Origin of the sequence: Enterococcus sp. DIV0712, assembly GCF_050554855.1 — a bacterium.
GTDB lineage: Bacteria > Bacillota > Bacilli > Lactobacillales > Enterococcaceae > Enterococcus > Enterococcus faecalis.
Genome location: NZ_CP187333.1, coordinates 2,598,962 through 2,615,869, shown reverse-complemented (window position 1 = coordinate 2,615,869; position 16,908 = coordinate 2,598,962). Strand labels below are relative to the sequence as shown.

Sequence of the window (16,908 nt, the reverse complement as noted above, 5' to 3'; positions counted from 1 at the left end):
TAAATGAAAAAAACAGTCGTCTACTCCTTGTTATTCGGAACAATGTTGCTTGGCGCCACTGTTCCTGCTGAAGCGGCGACGGTCGTTTTTGATAGCGAACAGTCGATTGTTTTTACCCCAAGCACAGATGGGACGGATCCAGTAAATCCAGAAAATCCCGATCCAGAAAAACCAGTTCGACCAGTCGATCCAACGAATCCTGATGGACCTAATCCAGGCACACCTGGGCCACTTTCCATCGATTATGCCTCAAGTTTGGATTTTGGAAGTAATGAGATATCGAATAAGGATCAAACGTATTTTGCCAGAGCGCAAACCTATAAAAACCCAGATGGTTCAGCAAGTGAATTGGCAACTGCTAATTATGTACAAGTAAGTGATTTACGGGGAACCAATGCTGGCTGGGTTTTAAAAGTGAAACAAAATGGTCAATTTCGTAATGCAGAAACATTACACAAAGAATTAACAGGCGCCACCGTCGCCTTTACTGAGCCCAGTGTGCGCTCAAATGCGACGGACGTATTGCCGCCAACTGCTACCGCAAACATTCAATTAGATGCTGCGGGCGCAGAAACTGTTGTCATGCAAGCCCCAGAAAAGACCGGCGCCGGAACGTGGATCACGCTGTGGGGGCAAGCAGAAAAAGTGACCGAAAAAAATCAACAAGGACAGCAAGTAAATGCCACAATCACACGGGCAATCTCACTAACTGTTCCCGGGAAAACCCCTAAGGATGCAGTACAATATAAAACAACTTTGACTTGGCTACTTTCAGATGTACCAGTAAATAATGGAGGGAAATAAATGAAAAAGACAAAAGTAATGACATTGATGGCAACCACAACTTTAGGCGCATTGGCACTTGTACCAATGAGTGCATTAGCAGTCGACGGTGGTGAATACCAAACAAACGGAGCGATTCAATTTGCACCAAATACGAACCCAACGAATCCAGTTGATCCGACGAATCCAGACCCAGATAAACCAATTACGCCAGTTGATCCAACTGATCCGACAGGGCCTAAGCCAGGGACAGCAGGTCCGTTATCCATTGACTATGCATCTAGCTTATCTTTTGGGGAACAAACGATTACCTCAAAAAATATGACCTACTATGCAGAAACACAAAAATACAAAGATAATGCTGGTGCTGACCAAGAAGGCCCGAACTTTGTTCAAGTCTCAGATAATCGTGGGACTGAAACAGGTTGGACGCTAAAAGTAAAACAAAATGGTCAATTCAAAACTGAAGCCAATCAAGAACTAACAGCGGCCAAAGTAACTTTAAGCAACGGACGCGTGGTTTCAGCTTCACAATCTGCAAAACCAACGACAGCGCCAGCTACGATTGAATTAAACCCAACTGGGGCTGAATCAGTGGTCATGGCTGCTGGCGATAAAGAAGGTGCGGGTACGTACTTAATGAGCTGGGGCGATAGTGTAGATACCGCTAAAACAAGTATTTCATTAGAAGTACCTGGTTCAACCACAAAATATGCGAAAAAATACACGACAACTTTTACTTGGACTTTGACAGATACACCTGCTAACACAGGAAACTAAGAACGACAGCATACACGCAAGATCGGGATATAAGTCAAAAATTTTTGGCTTATCTTTCGGTCTTTTGGTGCTTATAATACAACAAAGAATGACAGACATAGGAGAATGAATATGAACAGATGGAAAGTATATGCAACGGTAATCGCTTGTATGTTATTTGGCTGGATTGGCGTGGAGGCGCACGCTTCTGAATTTAATTTTGCGGTCACACCAACAATTCCCGAAAATCAAGTGGACAAATCAAAAACCTACTTTGACTTAAAAATGGCGCCTGGTGCCAAACAAACCGTAGAAATTCAGTTACGCAATGATACAGATGAAGACATTACCATTGAAAATACGGTGAACTCAGCGACAACAAATTTAAATGGCGTAGTAGAATATGGCCAAAACGGGATCAAACCTGACAAAACTTTACGCTTTAACTTAAAAGATTATGTGGAAGCACCGAAAGAAATCATCTTGCCGAAGCATTCCCAAAAGACCTTACCTTTAACCATCACGATGCCTAAAGATTCTTTTGATGGCGTGATGGCTGGCGGTATAACACTCAAAGAGAAAAAGAAAGAAACCACGACTTCTGCGGATCAATCAAAAGGGTTAGCTATTAATAATGAATACTCCTATGTTGTGGCTATTATTCTTCAGCAAAATGAGACAAAGGTTCAACCAGATTTAAAATTACTGGGGGTTAAACCAGGCCAAGTCAACGCGCGAAACGTCATCAATGTTTCTTTACAAAACCCACAAGCGGCCTATTTAAACCAATTACATTTAATCAACACTGTTTCAAAAGGAGGCGAAACGCTTTACCAATCCGATACTGAGGATATGCAGGTGGCGCCAAACTCTAACTTTAGTTACCCAATTTCTTTAAAAGGGGAACGATTAACGCCAGGAAAATATGTCTTGAAATCAACGGCCTATGGTGTAAAAGATGAAAAGGGCACCTATCAAGTCAAAGGCGCCAATGGTGAAGAACGGTACCTGTACAAATGGGAATTTACAAAAGAATTTACTATTTCTGGGGACGTCGCTAAAGAATTAAATGAAAAAGACGTAACCATTAAAGGAACCAATTGGTGGTTGTATCTACTGATTGCATTAATCATTCTAGCGCTGCTCTTATTGATTTTCTTCTTGTATCGTAAAAAGAAAAAAGAGGAAGAACAACAATCTGAGTAATAAAAAGGGCTATCTATTGACAAAAAGGGTTTTCCTTGTAAAAGTAAAGGTACTTTTACAAGGAATTGCTTCCCATAAAGTAGAGGTAGAGAGAGTGAGAAGCCATGAGAAAAAAGTATCTTTTTTTATTTAGTTCTTTGCTAATTTTTACGGCTGTCGAAATAGAACCAATTCAAACATTGGCGACACCTATTTATAATCCCTTAGAACCAACGGAAGAAATTCAACCAAAACCAGAATCAATCACCCCTCAGGAAAAGTCAGAACCGGAACAACCTGCGCCAACCCCTCCGGAAGATCAAAAAACTACGGTTCCTTCTGAAGAAAAAAAGCCTTCACCCAAGAAAAAAGACAAACCTGTGGAGAAACCGGCAATGTCAAAAGAAAAAAAGAAACAAACAAAAGAAACAACGGCTCATCCCTTACAAGTGAATAAAGATTTTGTCTTTCCTAACGGACTTGGTGCAGGCGGCGATGAAGAATCTGAAAGCTATTTAGCAGCGGTTGGGTACTTTCTTTCAGGAAATGGATTGTATGGGAAAAAAATGGATGTGAGAGAAGTCTATGATATTGATGATGTTTTTAAATAAAGTGGATAAAAGAAAAATCGCCTTATTTCAGTTACTGGAAAATGCACCGATGTTAACAGAGTCAAAAGAAACCGTAATGCAGGAGTTAGAATTATCTGAATTTATCGTGAACAAAACGGTCGCTGAATTAAATGCCGATTTTATTGAATTTGGTTTATCAGAGGATTTTCAAATTGTGAGCGATGGTATTTTCTTAACGCTTAATGAATCAGGAACGGAAACTTCCGCTACTTTGATTGATTGCTATATTAAAGAGTCGTTACGTTTTGCTATGTTTCAAGATTTCTTTTTTCAGCGTTTTGATTCTGTAAATGAGTTTGCTTTAGAACACTTTGTTAGTCACACATTGGCTTATAAGGAGTTCAAGGAATTAAAGAAAATGCTGGAAAATTATCAAATTACAATTAATAAAGAATTTCACTTGGTGGGAAATGAAACCAATTTACGCGAAGTAACAACACTGGTTTTTTTACAATTATACCAACGTGATTTTTCATTGTACGGTAAAAAAGTTTTAGAGCAGATTCGGAACTTTGAGCTATTTTTTTCTGAGAAGGTTCATCTTAATCAGCGTGCAGGCTATGCACAAGCTAAATGTTTTCATTTTTTGGCGGTTTCTTTAGTACGAACGCAGCAACAGTTTTATGTAGAGAAAAAAGTAGATTCGCAAGTGTTAAAACAATTAGCCGGTGACAATCAGCAGAATGTTTTCAATTGGTTAGAGAGTCTTCAAGTCCCAGAACCACAACGAACAAACGAAGGCAATTATTTACTCTTATTTTTAATTGCTGAAGAGTGGCTTCAAGTAGCTTCAGCAGCACTTTGCCAAAGATTTGCAGAAATTCAACAATTGAATCGTGACTTGTTAAGCTATTTAAAAATACAATTTCAGCTTTCCGAGGAAGTCCTGCAAGGTTTTGAACAAAAAGTAACAATCGTACATTTTAAATTGTTCCATTTTCCAATAGAAGCAAACTATAGTTATCGCAAAATGGATATAACCTACTTTGCAGAAACGTATACAGAGTATTTTTCTGCTAGTCGACAATTTATTCAAGAACAAAAAACGAATCCCGCTGTTTGGGATGCCAGACAGTTTTTATTTTATCGGTATCTGTTGTTAATGGTGGATGCGTTACCATTGAAAAAAGTTTTGGCTCCGATTACATTGTGTGTCGACTTTTCCTTTGGTGAAGCCTATAATCGTATGATACAAAAAAATATTGAAAAAATTACGGAATGGAATATCATTTTCAAAGCACATGTAGATGAAAGTGTACAATTAATTTTATCGGATATTCATTTTGTCGATTGGCCTGAGATTACCCAAATTATTTGGCTAGCGCCACCACGTCCTGTTGATTGGTCGCATTTTATTAAAACGCTGAGTGCACTAAGACCGCACTCGGGAGAAGAAAACAAGGTCGGGACAGCACCGCTTAGCTCCGAGAAATAAGAAGAAATTTCCGGAAATTGTTCTTTAATTTTTGGATAATTTCGGCTTATTTCCGAAGGAGCTGGTTCTGTTCCCGCCGTTTATCAGATTTTGAGCGTGGAGCAAAAATCCAAAGTGATTTTTGTACCGCGCTTTTTCTTTTAGAATATAAAAATTAAAAATAATAAAAAAGTTGAAACTTTTTATGCTTGTGATTCGTCTATATAAGTGTACAGGAAAGGAGGTTCCAGAAATCGATGGTTTTCGATGGTTGGAAAAGAAAAAAACAAATTCGCGCGTTAGAAACGCTTGTGGATACCAAATATGAAAAAATGTATCGCATTGCCTTTAACTATACACATTCGAAAGAAGATGCCTTGGATGTGATTCAAGAAAGCTTTGAAAAGGCACTGAAGGCCATCCAAAAAGGACCCGATATTAAGGATTTTGAAGCGTGGTTCTTTCGAATTCTGCTTTCTGTAGCGACAGATTATTGGCGTAAAAAGAAACGAGAAGCTGTTCATATTGAAAAAGATGAACATGTGTTAGCCCTTTTAAATAATCCCCAACGCAGTTTTTTAGAAATTGAAGAAATTATTAATCAATTAGATAGTCCCAATCGTGAAATTATTCTATTAAAATTTTTTGAAGGATTTACGCTAAAAGAAATCGCCTTGATCCTGGATATTAACGAAAACACGATTAAAACGAAGATGTACCGCAGTTTGAATGAACTCCGAAGTCTATTGAATTAGTAAAAGAAAGGAAGCGAAAAAATAATGGAAGATTTTGTAAAAAGCGTTGTTAAAAACTTTTCAAAAGAATACCGCCAACAACCGTTGCCAACGGATCTACAAGCGGAAGTCAAAGCGCGTTTTCATAAAGAGAAAAAGCGGTACACCTGGCTTCGTTTTAGAAACCGCTCACTGCAAAGTAGTGTAGTGGTGGCTTGTGGCTTTGTCTTATCAGTCAATTTGTTTCCAGGTTTTAGTGAAGCAGCCCGCAACATTCCTGTGTTAGATAAAATTGTTCAATTAGTCACCATAAAAACGTTGACAGCGAAAAAACAGGAAAGTGAAGTAAACATCGATGTCCCTAAAATCCAAACATCCCAAGAATCTTCAGTAGCCGACACGCTCAACAAAAAATACTTGAAAGAAGCCCAAACAGAATTTCAACAAGTCAAAGGGCAATTGTTTGATGGTTCTCGTGTTTCAGTCACTGGAGATTATGAAAAAGTCGTGGACGACCGTCGCTTCCTAGTGGTCAAACGAACCTTCACAGAAATTAAAGGCAGTTCTGCGACGACAACAAAATATGACACCATCGATAAACGAGCCAATGTTGTCGTTTCACTCCCCTTAATTTTTAAAAATGATTTTTACATTGATGTCATTAGTAGTGAAATTAAACAACAAATAGCAGACCAAATGAAGAACGATAGCAATAAAATATACTGGTCCGAAAAAGAGGATGCCCCCAGTGATGTTCAACCCTTCAAAAAAATTAAAAAGGACCAACCTTTCTATATCAATGAAAAACACCAATTAGTGATTGTGTTTCCTCAAGGAGAGATTGCGCCTTACTATATGGGCACCCCTGAATTTGTGATCCCTAATCAAGTCATTGAGAATGAATTGGCAGCGCCTAATTATTTAAAATAAACTCAGCAAAAAACACGCGACAGTTTTAAGAAATGTCGCGTGTTTTTAACTGACCTAACCAAGTCAGTTGCGGTTTTACTGAGAGAAGCGTACACTAGAATTAAGCATAACAAGAAAGGGCGAATGGCAATGGAAAAATCAGAAAAAATTAGTATTTTACAAGATGTGGTTAAAATTAAATCTGTAAATGGAAACGAAGAAGAAGTGGCAATCTATTTACAAAATCTTTTGAAGAAATATGAGATCCCTTCTGAACTTGTTTCTTATGCACCAAATCGTAGTAGTTTGGTTGCTTACCTAGGTGAAAACCGAGAAAAAGTCTTAGGGTTTAGTGGCCACATGGACGTGGTTTCTGAAGGGGACGAAAGTCAATGGACTTTCCCGCCATTTGCGGCCCATATTGAAGGAAATAAATTGTATGGCCGTGGCGCAACGGACATGAAAAGCGGCTTAGTCGCAATGGTTTTAGCAATGATTGAATTAAAAGAAAAGGAAGTTCCATTAAAGGGAGCGGTTAAATTTTTAGGTACAGTTGGTGAAGAAGTCGGTGAGCTAGGTGCTGGCCAATTAACTGAAAAAGGCTATGCGGATGATTTAAGTGCCTTAGTCATTGGAGAACCAACCAATTATAACTTGATGTATGCGCACATGGGTTCAATTAACTATTCTGTTGTGTCGCACGGAAAAGAAGCCCACAGTTCGATGCCAGAAGAAGGCATTAACGCGATTAATAATTTGAACGAATTTATTACAGAAGCAAACCAACAAATGGCGGAAGTCACAGCAAACTATGAAAATCCTGAATTAGGTCGAACGATTCACAATGTAACCGTCATTAAAGGTGGCACACAAGTGAACAGTATTCCAGGTCAAGCAACCTTGCAAGGGAATATCCGTTCAATTCCAGAATTCAGCAACGACCAAGTCATTGCATTATTACAAAAAATTATCGATGAATTGAACAAAAAAGAAAAACATCAGTTAGAATTAACGATTGATTACAATAAAATTCCTGTAAAAGCTGAGAAAGATTCTGCGTTAATTCAAGCCATTCAAGCCCAATTTGATCAACCATTACCATTAGTGACAAGCGCTGGGACCACAGACTTAGCTGAATTTACTAAATCAGACAATACATTTGATTGCGTTGTCTTTGGACCAGGTGTGACCACTACTGCACACCAAGTCGACGAATATGTCGAAATTGATAATTATTTAGATATGATTGATAAGTATCAAGCGATAGCAAAAAGTTATTTAAATTAAAAAAATGTCGCGCCTGAATCATAAAAATCAGGTGCGACATTTTTTTATAAGGTTTATTCCACCACAGTCCATTCATTTAAGGTTTTGCCGTTCTCATCAACTAGCTCTAACCAGCTGTTTGTTCCAGCAAAATAGAGAAACAAGCCGACTTCATTAACGCTTTTTAAGACGATATCTTCCGTTGTGACAAAGTCTTTAAATTGGCCCTTGCGTTCATCACGAAGTTTTTCACCAAATCTAGCGGAGAAACCGACAGACCCGTCTTTATTTAAAGGGGCTTCGGGCATCATTGTCGCGCCAGCTTTAATAAGCATTTCATTGCGCTTTTGCCAAAAAACAGTTGCTTTGCTTTGTCGAGTATCAATATAAAAAGGAATTTGGCTGACTTCTTTTGTCCATTTGTGGCGTGCTTTGGCTGGTCTGGCTTTCTTCGGCGCCGGTTTTTTAAACAGAGAGTAGCCAAAACGTTCCAAGATAAAGGTGACTGTTTCTTTATAGTTAGTCACTGTCGCTACCGCACTTTTCGGAATTTTGACTGTCGTTGGGGTCGCTTCCAATGTTAAACCACTTTCTTTCGCATCATCTAGGAAAGCTTGCGCTAAATAGGCAAGTTCTGTGTCCCAAGTCGGTTTCAACAAAATCGAGTGATCAAAAGAAACTTCTTTATATGTAGCTTTTTCTTCAGCAAGTCCTAAAGCAACTAGTTGGTTATCTCTTAGCAAGAAAAGAATCGCTGCCTCTTTTTTCGGTAATTTAGTTGTTTGTTCAATGATTAAGTGGGCCTGATCGGCTAAATCAATGAGTGTCTTTGTTTTTTTTAGATCAACGGTTAAATGTAAGTCCATGAAGTCTACTCCTTTATCGTTAGTTTCTTCATTGTATCATGAAACAGCGTCTTCGTCTTTTAACGAGTCAGCAACCTTACAATATTGTTTGAAACAAAAAGAAGCTTTCGTGGTATACTTACTCACATACATAATTTTTAATGAGGAAAGTAGAGGAACAAGAATGAAAACACTTGGCAATATTTTATGGTTCATCTTTGGCGGCTTTTTTGGTGGCTTATCTTGGCTATTCGCAGGCGTGATTTGGTGTATTACAATTATCGGTATTCCGATTGGTTTACAATGTTTTAAATTAGCGGGGTTGAGCTTTTGGCCGTTTAAAAAGCGAGTCGTGTATAGTGATAGCGGCGTATCTTTGGTGGTAAACATTATTTGGCTGATTATCAGTGGACTACCATTAGCAATTGGGCATTGTATTAGTGGCTTGTTGCTTTGTCTGACAATCATCGGTATTCCGTTTGGGCAACAATCCTTTAAATTGGCGAAATTAGCGTTAATGCCGTTTGGGGCCCGTGTTGTTTCAACAAATGATTTTTATTTTGAATAGTCAGAGGTTTCTCATTGACAAATAAAACGAAACAGCGTATTCTGTAAATGTAACAAATAACGTTACATTTAGTTTGGAGTGATTAGACATGGCCATGTCAACGAAATTAAGTGTTGCGATTCATATTTTAAGTTTGATTGAAACAGGTCCTCAAGAACAAGTGACTTCTGAATACATTGCTTCGAGCGTGAATACGAATCCAGTCGTTGTTCGACGACTAATGAGCCAGTTAAAAAAAGCCGGCTTGATTCATTCCATGCGTGGAGCCAATAAAAATACCTTATTAAAGAAACCAGAAGAGATCTCACTGTATGAAATTTATACAGCGGTTGAATTGGAACGAGAGATTTTCAATATCCATCAAAATCCTAATCCAAACTGTTCCGTTGGGGCAAATATCCAATCGGTACTAGAAACTGAATTTACTAAAGTGCAACAAAAAATGGAAGAAGAATTGAAAAGCATCACCTTAGCAGATGTGATTCATGAAATAGAAGTTAAGAGAGATAAGTAATCTCTCTACTTTTAAAGTATTAAATGTAACTATTTTAGTTCTATTTAAAAATGAAAGGATGATTTACATGAAAGTAGCAGTATTAGGAGCAACAGGAAAAGAAGGACAATTACTTTTAGCAGAAGCTAAACGTCGCGGGATGGACGTGACAGCCATCGTTCGTAATGCCTCAAAAATAACAGATGGCACACCGACCATTGAAAAAGATGTTTATCAATTAACAACAGAAGATATTCAAGCGTTTGATGTATTAATTAGTGCCTTAGGATTCCCTGATGTGCAAGATTTCCCAAAATCTACCCAGCATTTGATTGAGATTTTAACCAATCAAAAAACGCGCTTGTTTGTCGTTGGGGGCGCTGGAACCTTGTATGTGGACCCAGAACACACAACTCAATTAAAAGATACACCATCATTTCCAGCAGAAATTCAGCCATTAGCTTCGGCGATGGGCGAAGCTTTAAACTTATTGAAAGAAGCTCAAAACATCCACTGGACCTATATTAGTCCTGCAGCCATGTTTGATGCTGAAGGTCCTGCGACAGGCCATTATGAAGTCGCTGGCGAAGAATTAACAACCAATAGTCAAGGTGACAGCTACATTAGTTACGCAGACTACGCCGTTGCCATGTTAGATGAAGTGGAAAGTAATGCACACCCAAATCAACGAATTAGTGTGTATCAATAAAAGAAAAAATTATTAATACAAAAAATATACTAAGATTAGAGGTATCCTCTAGGGCTGTTTTAAGCGTATAGTTGGTTGTAAAAGGAAGACCGACCACACTCTCTAGGACTGTGAGTACAAACAAAAAATGATCTCCTTCACTGTCATTTAAAATCTGGTTTAAGTATGGTAGGCTTCGAGACCGTGTGTAGGAGATGAAAATCATGTATGTACTTGCTTTAGATGTCTCAATGGGAAAAAGTTATGCCGTTAAAAAAGCTCCGCTCAAAAAGCTTTAACGAAAGCACAAGCTTTACTTTCGTTGGCATAAAATACCTATCTAGCAGAGTCTGGACAAACGTCAATGAGGTCTAACCCGCCCTCACCAACTACAATGAAAACAATCGACCTACAAACAATTTTTCTGTCATATTAAAACTGTCAGAAGTGGTTTGTAGGTCGATTAATAATCGAGTTTCTTTTCCAAGTTACCTTGAGGGACAAACTAAATCATTATACTTATTTGTATCAAACATTAGCTCATAGAATCTGCGTATAAAAAGTATTTACAAAATAAAAAGACCATAGTAACCGAGAATGATTAATATGGGATATATCAATATTGTTTGACTACGTAACTAAGTGAAGGTAGTCTTTTTTGTTTTTAGAGTGAAGTTGTCGTATAAAAAATAGGGCGAATTTCTTTTTCCAGCTCATTAACTTACGTTATGAGAAAAAATCAACGGTTCTAACATCCAATATAGCTCTGTTCCAATGGACAGAGGTATTCCAGGATAAAAGGTAAAGAATGTGATTATTGATCATCTAATCCATCATTCTAAAATTTTATCAATCAATAAGAAATCTTATCGAATGAAAGATTACATGGAAACGAAGGGCCTCGATATTGAAAAATAGCAGAGAGCCAAAACATACATCTTTATATGGCCCTTGACACTGAATAGATTTTGACTATAAAAGTGGTTTAGTATTTTAGATATATTTAATTTTAGTTTCATGTCAATATTTATTGACACCGCTATTTATCGGGGCAAAAGCACCGCCAGCTAAAAAGGAAATTGATACAGCTACAGTAAAATCACTTTTTTGTAAATTATACGTGTAAATGATCTTGACCTGACAAAAAAACAGTAAGTCAGATTAAGATCATTAAAAATAAATCGACAAAACAATTATCTATTTTAATTTTATCAAAATATTACAAAGCTTATCGAAATGATTAATAGGAAAAAGACAAAAGAGATTAGAAAAGCAAGCAGGTTTTTTTCAAGGAAAAAATTTTTTCTTGAGGGTGAAGTTGTAGATTTCAGAGAATCATAATGTAGAATATTTAGCAATTCATTGTAGGACTTAATGTTGATTCTTCTTCTTATTATTTCAATTTTGAAACCTATATATGCTATTAAACTACATTCAAAAACAGGTATCAATAATCCTTTCAACCCCCAAAATTTAAAAGTAATACCAATGGAAATCATTGTTACGATGGATACTAAAAATAAAATCCAAGTTAAAGAAATCATTTTTTTTACTTCGTTACTCATTTCAATTGCTCCTTTCAGATAATAATATATACGTTACAAGTGTAGCATATACAAAAATAAGAAGGATTAATAGCGTAATAGTTTTATTTAGTAAAGACTATAAAGGTTTTTTACATTTTAATTTAAAAGAGTTAGCAAGAAATAAATAGAGAAAAAACTAATCAAACCCATGATGAGAATAATAAATAAGAAGTTCAACTTGTTGAATTTTTTTAAATAAGATTTCTCTGGTGTTTGCCTAAGAAAAAATGTTAATAGACAGGCAAAAATTATATTTAATAGCAAAAAAGGAAAAACAAGAAAATATTTACTCATTTTTATAGACATGAAAATACTTGAAATCAATACACAAATTGAAATAAAAATTATAAATATAATTTTAGCTGTAAATGTAAATTCGGTGTGTTGCTTTTTAATTTCTGAGATATCTTCTGATAGAAAAACCTCTAATGGTACATCAAAAAAATTACTGATTAGTACTAAATTTTCCATTTCTGGTCTAGTTCGTCCATTCTCCCAGTTCGAAATTGTTTGTCTAGAAACTAATAGTATTGATGAAAGTTCAACTTGAGACAGATTTTTTTCCATTCTATATTTTCGAATTTTTTCTCCAGTATTCATAAAAACCTCCGTTGATAAAAGAATTAACCATTTGTATAATATGTTTTGCATATGTAAAATGTATAACAAATGGTACTTTATTTTTTATATTATCATGATAACATGAAGATGTGTTAACACGCTATATAATTTTTGAAAGGAAGGGATTGTATTATGGAAGCAGAAAAAATTGTTGGTATGCAATTTGAAGATTTATCCAAAGAAGAGATGAACTTTATTGCTGGAGGAAATAATAACGCTAGAATTTCTCCGACTATTGTTACTCCTGTCACACCATACACAAGTTATGTTGCATCAGCGGCTGGCTCTGCAGCTTTGTCAGCTGTTAGTGGTCTTGTCTCATATACTAAAAAATGTTTTTAATATGAAAGGGAGAGATTATATTGGATGAAAAACAATTAGACTCGTTAGTAGGTCAAAAATTTGAAGATTTATCAAAAGAAGAAATGAACTTTATTGCTGGTGGAAACGATAACGCTAGAATTTCACCTACAATTATTCTTTCTGCTGCCACTGTAGCAAGTGCTGCAAGTTCATTCGTAGGATCGTATACATTGTCTGCTTTTACAAAGTGCAGATAATAAAGTGTTTTTAATTGATAAGTAGAAATAAAAATATATGTTTCATTCTATTTGTTGGAATTTGAAATGTATGGAATTAAATTCAACGAATTTAATTCCATACATTTTTTAAAACAATAATTATATACATAATACTTTAGGAGGGGGATTTATGAACTGTTTTGACAAGGGGAAAGCATTAACTATAGAGGAAAGAATGAGTTTAATTAAGAACAAAATATTTGATGATAAAAATAGTAGCAACATTCAAAGATGGCTTAATAGAAAAACAACTGTGGATAGTGAACTTTTCAGTAAGATTCTAAATATCAATAATTGGAAACTAGAGGAATTTAACCATTGTATAGACGAAAATTTTAAAATAGATTCTTACAGTGACAGAGTGACGTACTCTGATTTCGATAGCTTGATAGCATCTATAGAGGATCAAAATAACTTACCTAGTACCTATGTTAAATTAATCAGACCATTTTTAACAAAACTAGAGAACGGCTTAATTGTTGATTTTCAGGATAAATTATCGGAAAAAGCTATAGAAAATATTTTCGATTGTTTAGCTAGTCGATTAATAAATCTAAGTTTAAAAGTCTTTGTGTTAGAAATGGATTTTATTAAAAATAGCAATGGACTTCATGGTGAAACATCAAAAGAAAGATTTATAAATTTTATAGATTTGTATGATGATAAAGAAAAATTGTTGAATCTGTATCAAAAATATCCAGTAATGACAAGAAAATTGAGTATAACAACCTTATATTTTATTGATTTCATGAATGAATTTCTGAATAATTTATTTCAATCATGGGATTCAATTGAAGATACATTCTTCGATACAGAAGAAAAAATATATGTAGAAAGTTTGATATTTGAAAAAGGCGATACTCATGAAAAAGGGAAAAGTGTTGTTATTATAGAGTTTAATTTGGGAAAAATTGTTTATAAACCCAGAAACTTATATATAGAAAAGAATTTTCAGAAAATTATAAAGTTCTTTTCTTATAGTAATGGATTTTTAAATATGGATATCCCAAAATCTTTGTATAATTCTACATTCACTTTTGTTCAATTTATCGAGCAAGAACCTTGTAATAATGAAGAAGAAATTGAAAGATTTTATCAACGATATGGTCAGCTAATTGCATTAATCTATTTAACTAATGGTAGTGATATTCATTTTGAAAATGTAATTTCTCATGGAGAGTATCCTGTTATAGTTGACTATGAAACTTTGTTTTCGGTTCCTATAAAACTTGAAGGAAGACAAGAAAATATATTCAGTGAAATTGTGGGGTTTATTAGAAATTCTGTATCGTCTAGTATTATGCTACCGGGGAAAATGCAATTAGATTCAGAAGGAAATAGCGTTGATATTAGTGGGCTTAGTGGGAAAACTCAAAAATTAGAAAAAAAAATGTACGTTCCAAAAAATTTAGACAATGATAATGCAAAATTTGTATTAGAGAATGTCATTTTAGAAGGCAGTAATAATAATGTGTTCTATAAGGATAAACTTATTAACTATCAAGATTACTATAAAGAAATTATTGCTGGTTTTAGTAATGTAATGGACTTCTTTTTGGTTAATAAAGAAGAATATCTGAATCTAATTGAAGGCATGGAAAATAATACAATTAGAATATTAGCAAGAAATACGAACACATATGCTCAATTTTTGGAGTTTACTAAACACCCAAACTGTTTAAAAGATTTTGTTGAGTTAGAAAAGATATTGGAAAATTTATATACATTCCCTTATGAAAATAAACAGATATCTCAATTAGAGTATAAAGATATGGTTTTTGATGATATCCCAATATTTTTTTCAAAGCTAGATGAGAATTGTATCTACAATTCAGAAGGAGTTAGGATACAAAATGTTTTTGAAAATACTCCTAGAATATTTTTAATTGATAAAATTAAAAATATTGATTCAGAAAATATTGCTAAACAGATAGGGATTATTATGATGAAAATCAAAGGTGAAGAGGGAGTTGTAAAACAAGATGTATCAAGTTTAGTAATAAGTAAGGAGGATAGTTACCTACAGATAGCTGAAAAATTAGCTGAAAAACTAATTGACTCAGCTTATATCGACAAAAATGAAGAATATATGACTTGGTTGGTTATAAATGATGGTGTAGTTGATGAATTTGATTTAGGTGCTTCAAAAGTCAATTTTTATGATGGGTTAATAGGAATTGCATCATTGTTTAAATCGTTATATAAAGTAACAGGAAAAGTAAAATATCAAAGATATTTTGATTATTTAGTGAAAACTACGATGGATCTTTTAGATACTATGCAAACAGATAGTGCTTATGTAGGGTTTCATTCATTTTTACAATTGTTTTCTATAATCGAAAAAGAAGATACTAACTATGAAAGAATTACACATTATTTGAACCTGTTACAGCAAAATTCTCAAAATTTTTTAGAACGTGAGGGTACAGTAGACTGGTTATTAGGTTATGGAGGTATAATCCCATTATATATTGATGTGTATAAGAAAACCAAAGATAATCAATATTTAGAAATCGCTATTTTTTTGGGTAACAAATTGATAATGTTTGCTGAAAAAGATACAAATGTAATGAAAAATATTGGTATAGGTCATGGCATTTCAGGCTTACTTATATCTATGGTTGAACTATATAAAGTTACCAAAGATAGGCAATATTTAGAATATATTAAAAAATTAAATGAAAGAATGTCTATTTCTCTAGTTCAGGAAAATGAAGATGTTGTATCTTGGTGTAATGGAATATTAGGTTATCTATTGGGACAATCTTACCTTCACAAAAATAATATTAAGAGTGCATTATCTGATAAAGAAAAACAAAGATTACTATTAAAAATTAAAAATCAATACTTGGAATCTGACTGTTTATGTCATGGTAATTGTGGGATAATTCAATTTTATATTGATTTGTATTTATTAGAAAACTCTGATAAATATTTGGAACATGCAAAAAAAATAGGTAACAAAATGATTTCTGAAATTATTAAAAACGAATATATACAAATAAGAGAGTTTGAAGGGTTTGATAATATTGGTTTATTTAATGGCATATCTGGTGTTGCATATACCTTGGTTAAGCTATTAGAACCAGAGAATGTTCCGTCAGTTTTTGTTTAAAAATATGAATTATGAGGAGATTATTATGAAAAAAATACTAGCAATTATCGGTTCAAGAGATAAAAATAGTGAAACTCTAAGCATAGTAAATAGAATAAAAGAAACGGTTCAGGATTTGAATGCTTCTTTTGAGTTTGAAATTATTACTCCCTATGATTATAATCTAAATTTTTCCGATAGCCCTAGATTAGCGTTTATAAAAGGAGCAGATACAAATGAACAAGATGAAAGAGATGATTCTAAAAAAATAAAAGCAAAGATAGAAAATGCTTCACTTGTTATTCTAGCGAGTCCAACTTATTTTGCTAATGTATCTGCAGATATTAAACTTTTCATTGATCGTTTTTGTCATTTAGCACATTTGTTTTATTTTGCAAAAAAACCATGTATCACTGTGGTAACGTCAGATGGAAATGGTCATATTCAAACTTCCAACTATTTGAAATCTTTTTGTGATGGATTAGGAATGGTTAGAGTACAAGAAATTATATCAATAAGGAGTAATCCTATTTCTGAGAATGAAATAGAAGCATCTGTAAGAGAAGGACTAAAGTATATAAGTAATCCTCAAAAGATTTCACCTAATTTAAGTATGGAGATGTCGTTTCAACACTGGAAAAAATCTATTTCAAAACAGAATGAAACGTTGTCAGAATATAGGTATTGGGAGAATAGTGGGTTATTTTCATGTAATAGTTTAGAAGAATATTTCGATAGATATAGGTAAAT

Annotated in this window: 18 protein-coding genes and 1 pseudogene; 16 read left to right on the top strand and 3 right to left on the bottom strand. The window is 34.4% G+C overall.

Going from position 1 to position 16,908, the window contains the following annotated elements:
* The first annotated feature begins 3 nt into the window (after positions 1–3).
* The 8 genes from IGL42_RS12510 to IGL42_RS12475 all read left to right on the top strand — a co-directional run bounded on the left by IGL42_RS12510 (position 4) and on the right by IGL42_RS12475 (position 7,703).
* Entirely contained in the window at positions 4–804 is an 801-nt protein-coding gene (locus IGL42_RS12510) for a WxL domain-containing protein (RefSeq protein WP_002385162.1), read from the top strand.
* Positions 805–1,563, top strand: coding sequence for a WxL domain-containing protein (locus IGL42_RS12505; protein WP_002385163.1), 759 nt, complete (start codon positions 805–807; stop codon positions 1,561–1,563).
* Between the two features lie 105 nt (positions 1,564–1,668).
* Positions 1,669–2,748, top strand: a complete 1,080-nt coding sequence (locus IGL42_RS12500) for a DUF916 and DUF3324 domain-containing protein (protein ID WP_002354842.1) — start codon at positions 1,669–1,671, stop codon at positions 2,746–2,748.
* A 104-nt stretch (positions 2,749–2,852) separates the two neighbouring features.
* On the top strand, positions 2,853–3,338 hold the full coding sequence (locus tag IGL42_RS12495; protein WP_002354843.1) for a hypothetical protein: 486 nt from the start codon (positions 2,853–2,855) through the stop codon (positions 3,336–3,338).
* Entirely contained in the window at positions 3,313–4,794 is a 1,482-nt protein-coding gene (locus tag IGL42_RS12490; protein WP_002354844.1) for a helix-turn-helix domain-containing protein, read from the top strand. The genes IGL42_RS12495 and IGL42_RS12490 overlap by 26 nt, the downstream gene beginning before the upstream one ends.
* Positions 4,795–5,030: 236 nt before the next feature.
* On the top strand, positions 5,031–5,528 hold the full coding sequence (locus IGL42_RS12485) for an RNA polymerase sigma factor (protein WP_002354845.1): 498 nt from the start codon (positions 5,031–5,033) through the stop codon (positions 5,526–5,528).
* Between the two features lie 24 nt (positions 5,529–5,552).
* Positions 5,553–6,437 (top strand): RsiV family protein, encoded by an 885-nt coding sequence (locus IGL42_RS12480; RefSeq protein WP_002370130.1) that lies wholly within the window; start codon positions 5,553–5,555, stop codon positions 6,435–6,437.
* 129 nt (positions 6,438–6,566) lie between these two features.
* On the top strand, positions 6,567–7,703 hold the full coding sequence (locus tag IGL42_RS12475) for an ArgE/DapE family deacylase (protein WP_010710866.1): 1,137 nt from the start codon (positions 6,567–6,569) through the stop codon (positions 7,701–7,703).
* A gap of 53 nt (positions 7,704–7,756) precedes the next feature.
* Here the strand turns inward: IGL42_RS12475 and IGL42_RS12470 are convergent, their stop codons facing one another.
* Positions 7,757–8,548 (bottom strand): hypothetical protein, encoded by a 792-nt coding sequence (locus IGL42_RS12470; RefSeq protein WP_002367471.1) that lies wholly within the window; start codon positions 8,546–8,548, stop codon positions 7,757–7,759.
* Between the two features lie 163 nt (positions 8,549–8,711).
* On the opposite strand from IGL42_RS12470, the gene IGL42_RS12465 reads away from it, so the two are divergent.
* The 4 genes and pseudogenes from IGL42_RS12465 to IGL42_RS12450 form a co-directional block, all read left to right on the top strand.
* Entirely contained in the window at positions 8,712–9,095 is a 384-nt protein-coding gene (locus IGL42_RS12465) for a YccF domain-containing protein (RefSeq protein ID WP_002358999.1), read from the top strand.
* Between the two features lie 88 nt (positions 9,096–9,183).
* Complete coding sequence (locus tag IGL42_RS12460) at positions 9,184–9,609, top strand: Rrf2 family transcriptional regulator (RefSeq protein WP_002383201.1); 426 nt, start codon at positions 9,184–9,186, stop codon at positions 9,607–9,609.
* Positions 9,610–9,667: 58 nt separating this feature from the next.
* Entirely contained in the window at positions 9,668–10,297 is a 630-nt protein-coding gene (locus IGL42_RS12455) for an NAD(P)-dependent oxidoreductase (RefSeq protein ID WP_002354854.1), read from the top strand.
* A gap of 664 nt (positions 10,298–10,961) precedes the next feature.
* Positions 10,962–11,194: pseudogene (locus tag IGL42_RS12450) on the top strand (ATP-binding protein); the annotation flags it as partial.
* A 293-nt stretch (positions 11,195–11,487) separates the two neighbouring features.
* Here IGL42_RS12450 and IGL42_RS12445 read toward each other — a convergent pair.
* Positions 11,488–11,841 (bottom strand): hypothetical protein, encoded by a 354-nt coding sequence (locus IGL42_RS12445; protein WP_002407847.1) that lies wholly within the window; start codon positions 11,839–11,841, stop codon positions 11,488–11,490.
* A gap of 117 nt (positions 11,842–11,958) precedes the next feature.
* A complete protein-coding gene (locus IGL42_RS12440; RefSeq protein WP_002424923.1) occupies positions 11,959–12,462 on the bottom strand; it encodes a helix-turn-helix domain-containing protein in 504 nt (167 codons plus the stop codon).
* A gap of 153 nt (positions 12,463–12,615) precedes the next feature.
* On the opposite strand from IGL42_RS12440, the gene IGL42_RS12435 reads away from it, so the two are divergent.
* The 4 genes from IGL42_RS12435 to IGL42_RS12420 all read left to right on the top strand — a co-directional run bounded on the left by IGL42_RS12435 (position 12,616) and on the right by IGL42_RS12420 (position 16,906).
* The gene (locus IGL42_RS12435) at positions 12,616–12,825 is read left to right on the top strand and encodes a lichenicidin A2 family type 2 lantibiotic (protein WP_002401134.1); all 210 of its coding nucleotides are present in this window, start codon (positions 12,616–12,618) and stop codon (positions 12,823–12,825) included.
* Positions 12,826–12,845: 20 nt separating this feature from the next.
* Entirely contained in the window at positions 12,846–13,043 is a 198-nt protein-coding gene (locus IGL42_RS12430) for a lichenicidin A2 family type 2 lantibiotic (RefSeq protein ID WP_002396812.1), read from the top strand.
* A 151-nt stretch (positions 13,044–13,194) separates the two neighbouring features.
* Entirely contained in the window at positions 13,195–16,179 is a 2,985-nt protein-coding gene (gene lanM, locus IGL42_RS12425; protein ID WP_185776382.1) for a type 2 lanthipeptide synthetase LanM, read from the top strand.
* A gap of 25 nt (positions 16,180–16,204) precedes the next feature.
* Positions 16,205–16,906, top strand: coding sequence for a flavodoxin family protein (locus IGL42_RS12420; protein WP_010710868.1), 702 nt, complete (start codon positions 16,205–16,207; stop codon positions 16,904–16,906).
* The last annotated feature ends 2 nt before the right edge of the window (positions 16,907–16,908 follow it).

Excerpts from the sequence above, each read along its gene's own strand:
- IGL42_RS12495 (WP_002354843.1), top strand. The coding sequence starts at position 2,853 with ATGAGAAAAAAGTATCTTTTTTTATTTAGTTCTTTGCTAATTTTTACG.
- IGL42_RS12465 (WP_002358999.1), top strand. The coding sequence starts at position 8,712 with ATGAAAACACTTGGCAATATTTTATGGTTCATCTTTGGCGGCTTTTTT.
- lanM (WP_185776382.1), top strand. The coding sequence starts at position 13,195 with ATGAACTGTTTTGACAAGGGGAAAGCATTAACTATAGAGGAAAGAATG.
- IGL42_RS12510 (WP_002385162.1), top strand. The coding sequence starts at position 4 with ATGAAAAAAACAGTCGTCTACTCCTTGTTATTCGGAACAATGTTGCTT.
- IGL42_RS12505 (WP_002385163.1), top strand. The coding sequence starts at position 805 with ATGAAAAAGACAAAAGTAATGACATTGATGGCAACCACAACTTTAGGC.
- IGL42_RS12455 (WP_002354854.1), top strand. The coding sequence starts at position 9,668 with ATGATTTACATGAAAGTAGCAGTATTAGGAGCAACAGGAAAAGAAGGA.
- IGL42_RS12440 (WP_002424923.1), bottom strand. The coding sequence starts at position 12,462 with ATGAATACTGGAGAAAAAATTCGAAAATATAGAATGGAAAAAAATCTG.
- IGL42_RS12475 (WP_010710866.1), top strand. The coding sequence starts at position 6,567 with ATGGAAAAATCAGAAAAAATTAGTATTTTACAAGATGTGGTTAAAATT.
- IGL42_RS12470 (WP_002367471.1), bottom strand. The coding sequence starts at position 8,548 with ATGGACTTACATTTAACCGTTGATCTAAAAAAAACAAAGACACTCATT.
- IGL42_RS12500 (WP_002354842.1), top strand. The coding sequence starts at position 1,669 with ATGAATATGAACAGATGGAAAGTATATGCAACGGTAATCGCTTGTATG.
- IGL42_RS12445 (WP_002407847.1), bottom strand. The coding sequence starts at position 11,841 with ATGAGTAACGAAGTAAAAAAAATGATTTCTTTAACTTGGATTTTATTT.
- IGL42_RS12420 (WP_010710868.1), top strand. The coding sequence starts at position 16,205 with ATGAAAAAAATACTAGCAATTATCGGTTCAAGAGATAAAAATAGTGAA.
- IGL42_RS12485 (WP_002354845.1), top strand. The coding sequence starts at position 5,031 with ATGGTTTTCGATGGTTGGAAAAGAAAAAAACAAATTCGCGCGTTAGAA.
- IGL42_RS12460 (WP_002383201.1), top strand. The coding sequence starts at position 9,184 with ATGGCCATGTCAACGAAATTAAGTGTTGCGATTCATATTTTAAGTTTG.
- IGL42_RS12435 (WP_002401134.1), top strand. The coding sequence starts at position 12,616 with ATGGAAGCAGAAAAAATTGTTGGTATGCAATTTGAAGATTTATCCAAA.
- IGL42_RS12490 (WP_002354844.1), top strand. The coding sequence starts at position 3,313 with ATGATATTGATGATGTTTTTAAATAAAGTGGATAAAAGAAAAATCGCC.
- IGL42_RS12480 (WP_002370130.1), top strand. The coding sequence starts at position 5,553 with ATGGAAGATTTTGTAAAAAGCGTTGTTAAAAACTTTTCAAAAGAATAC.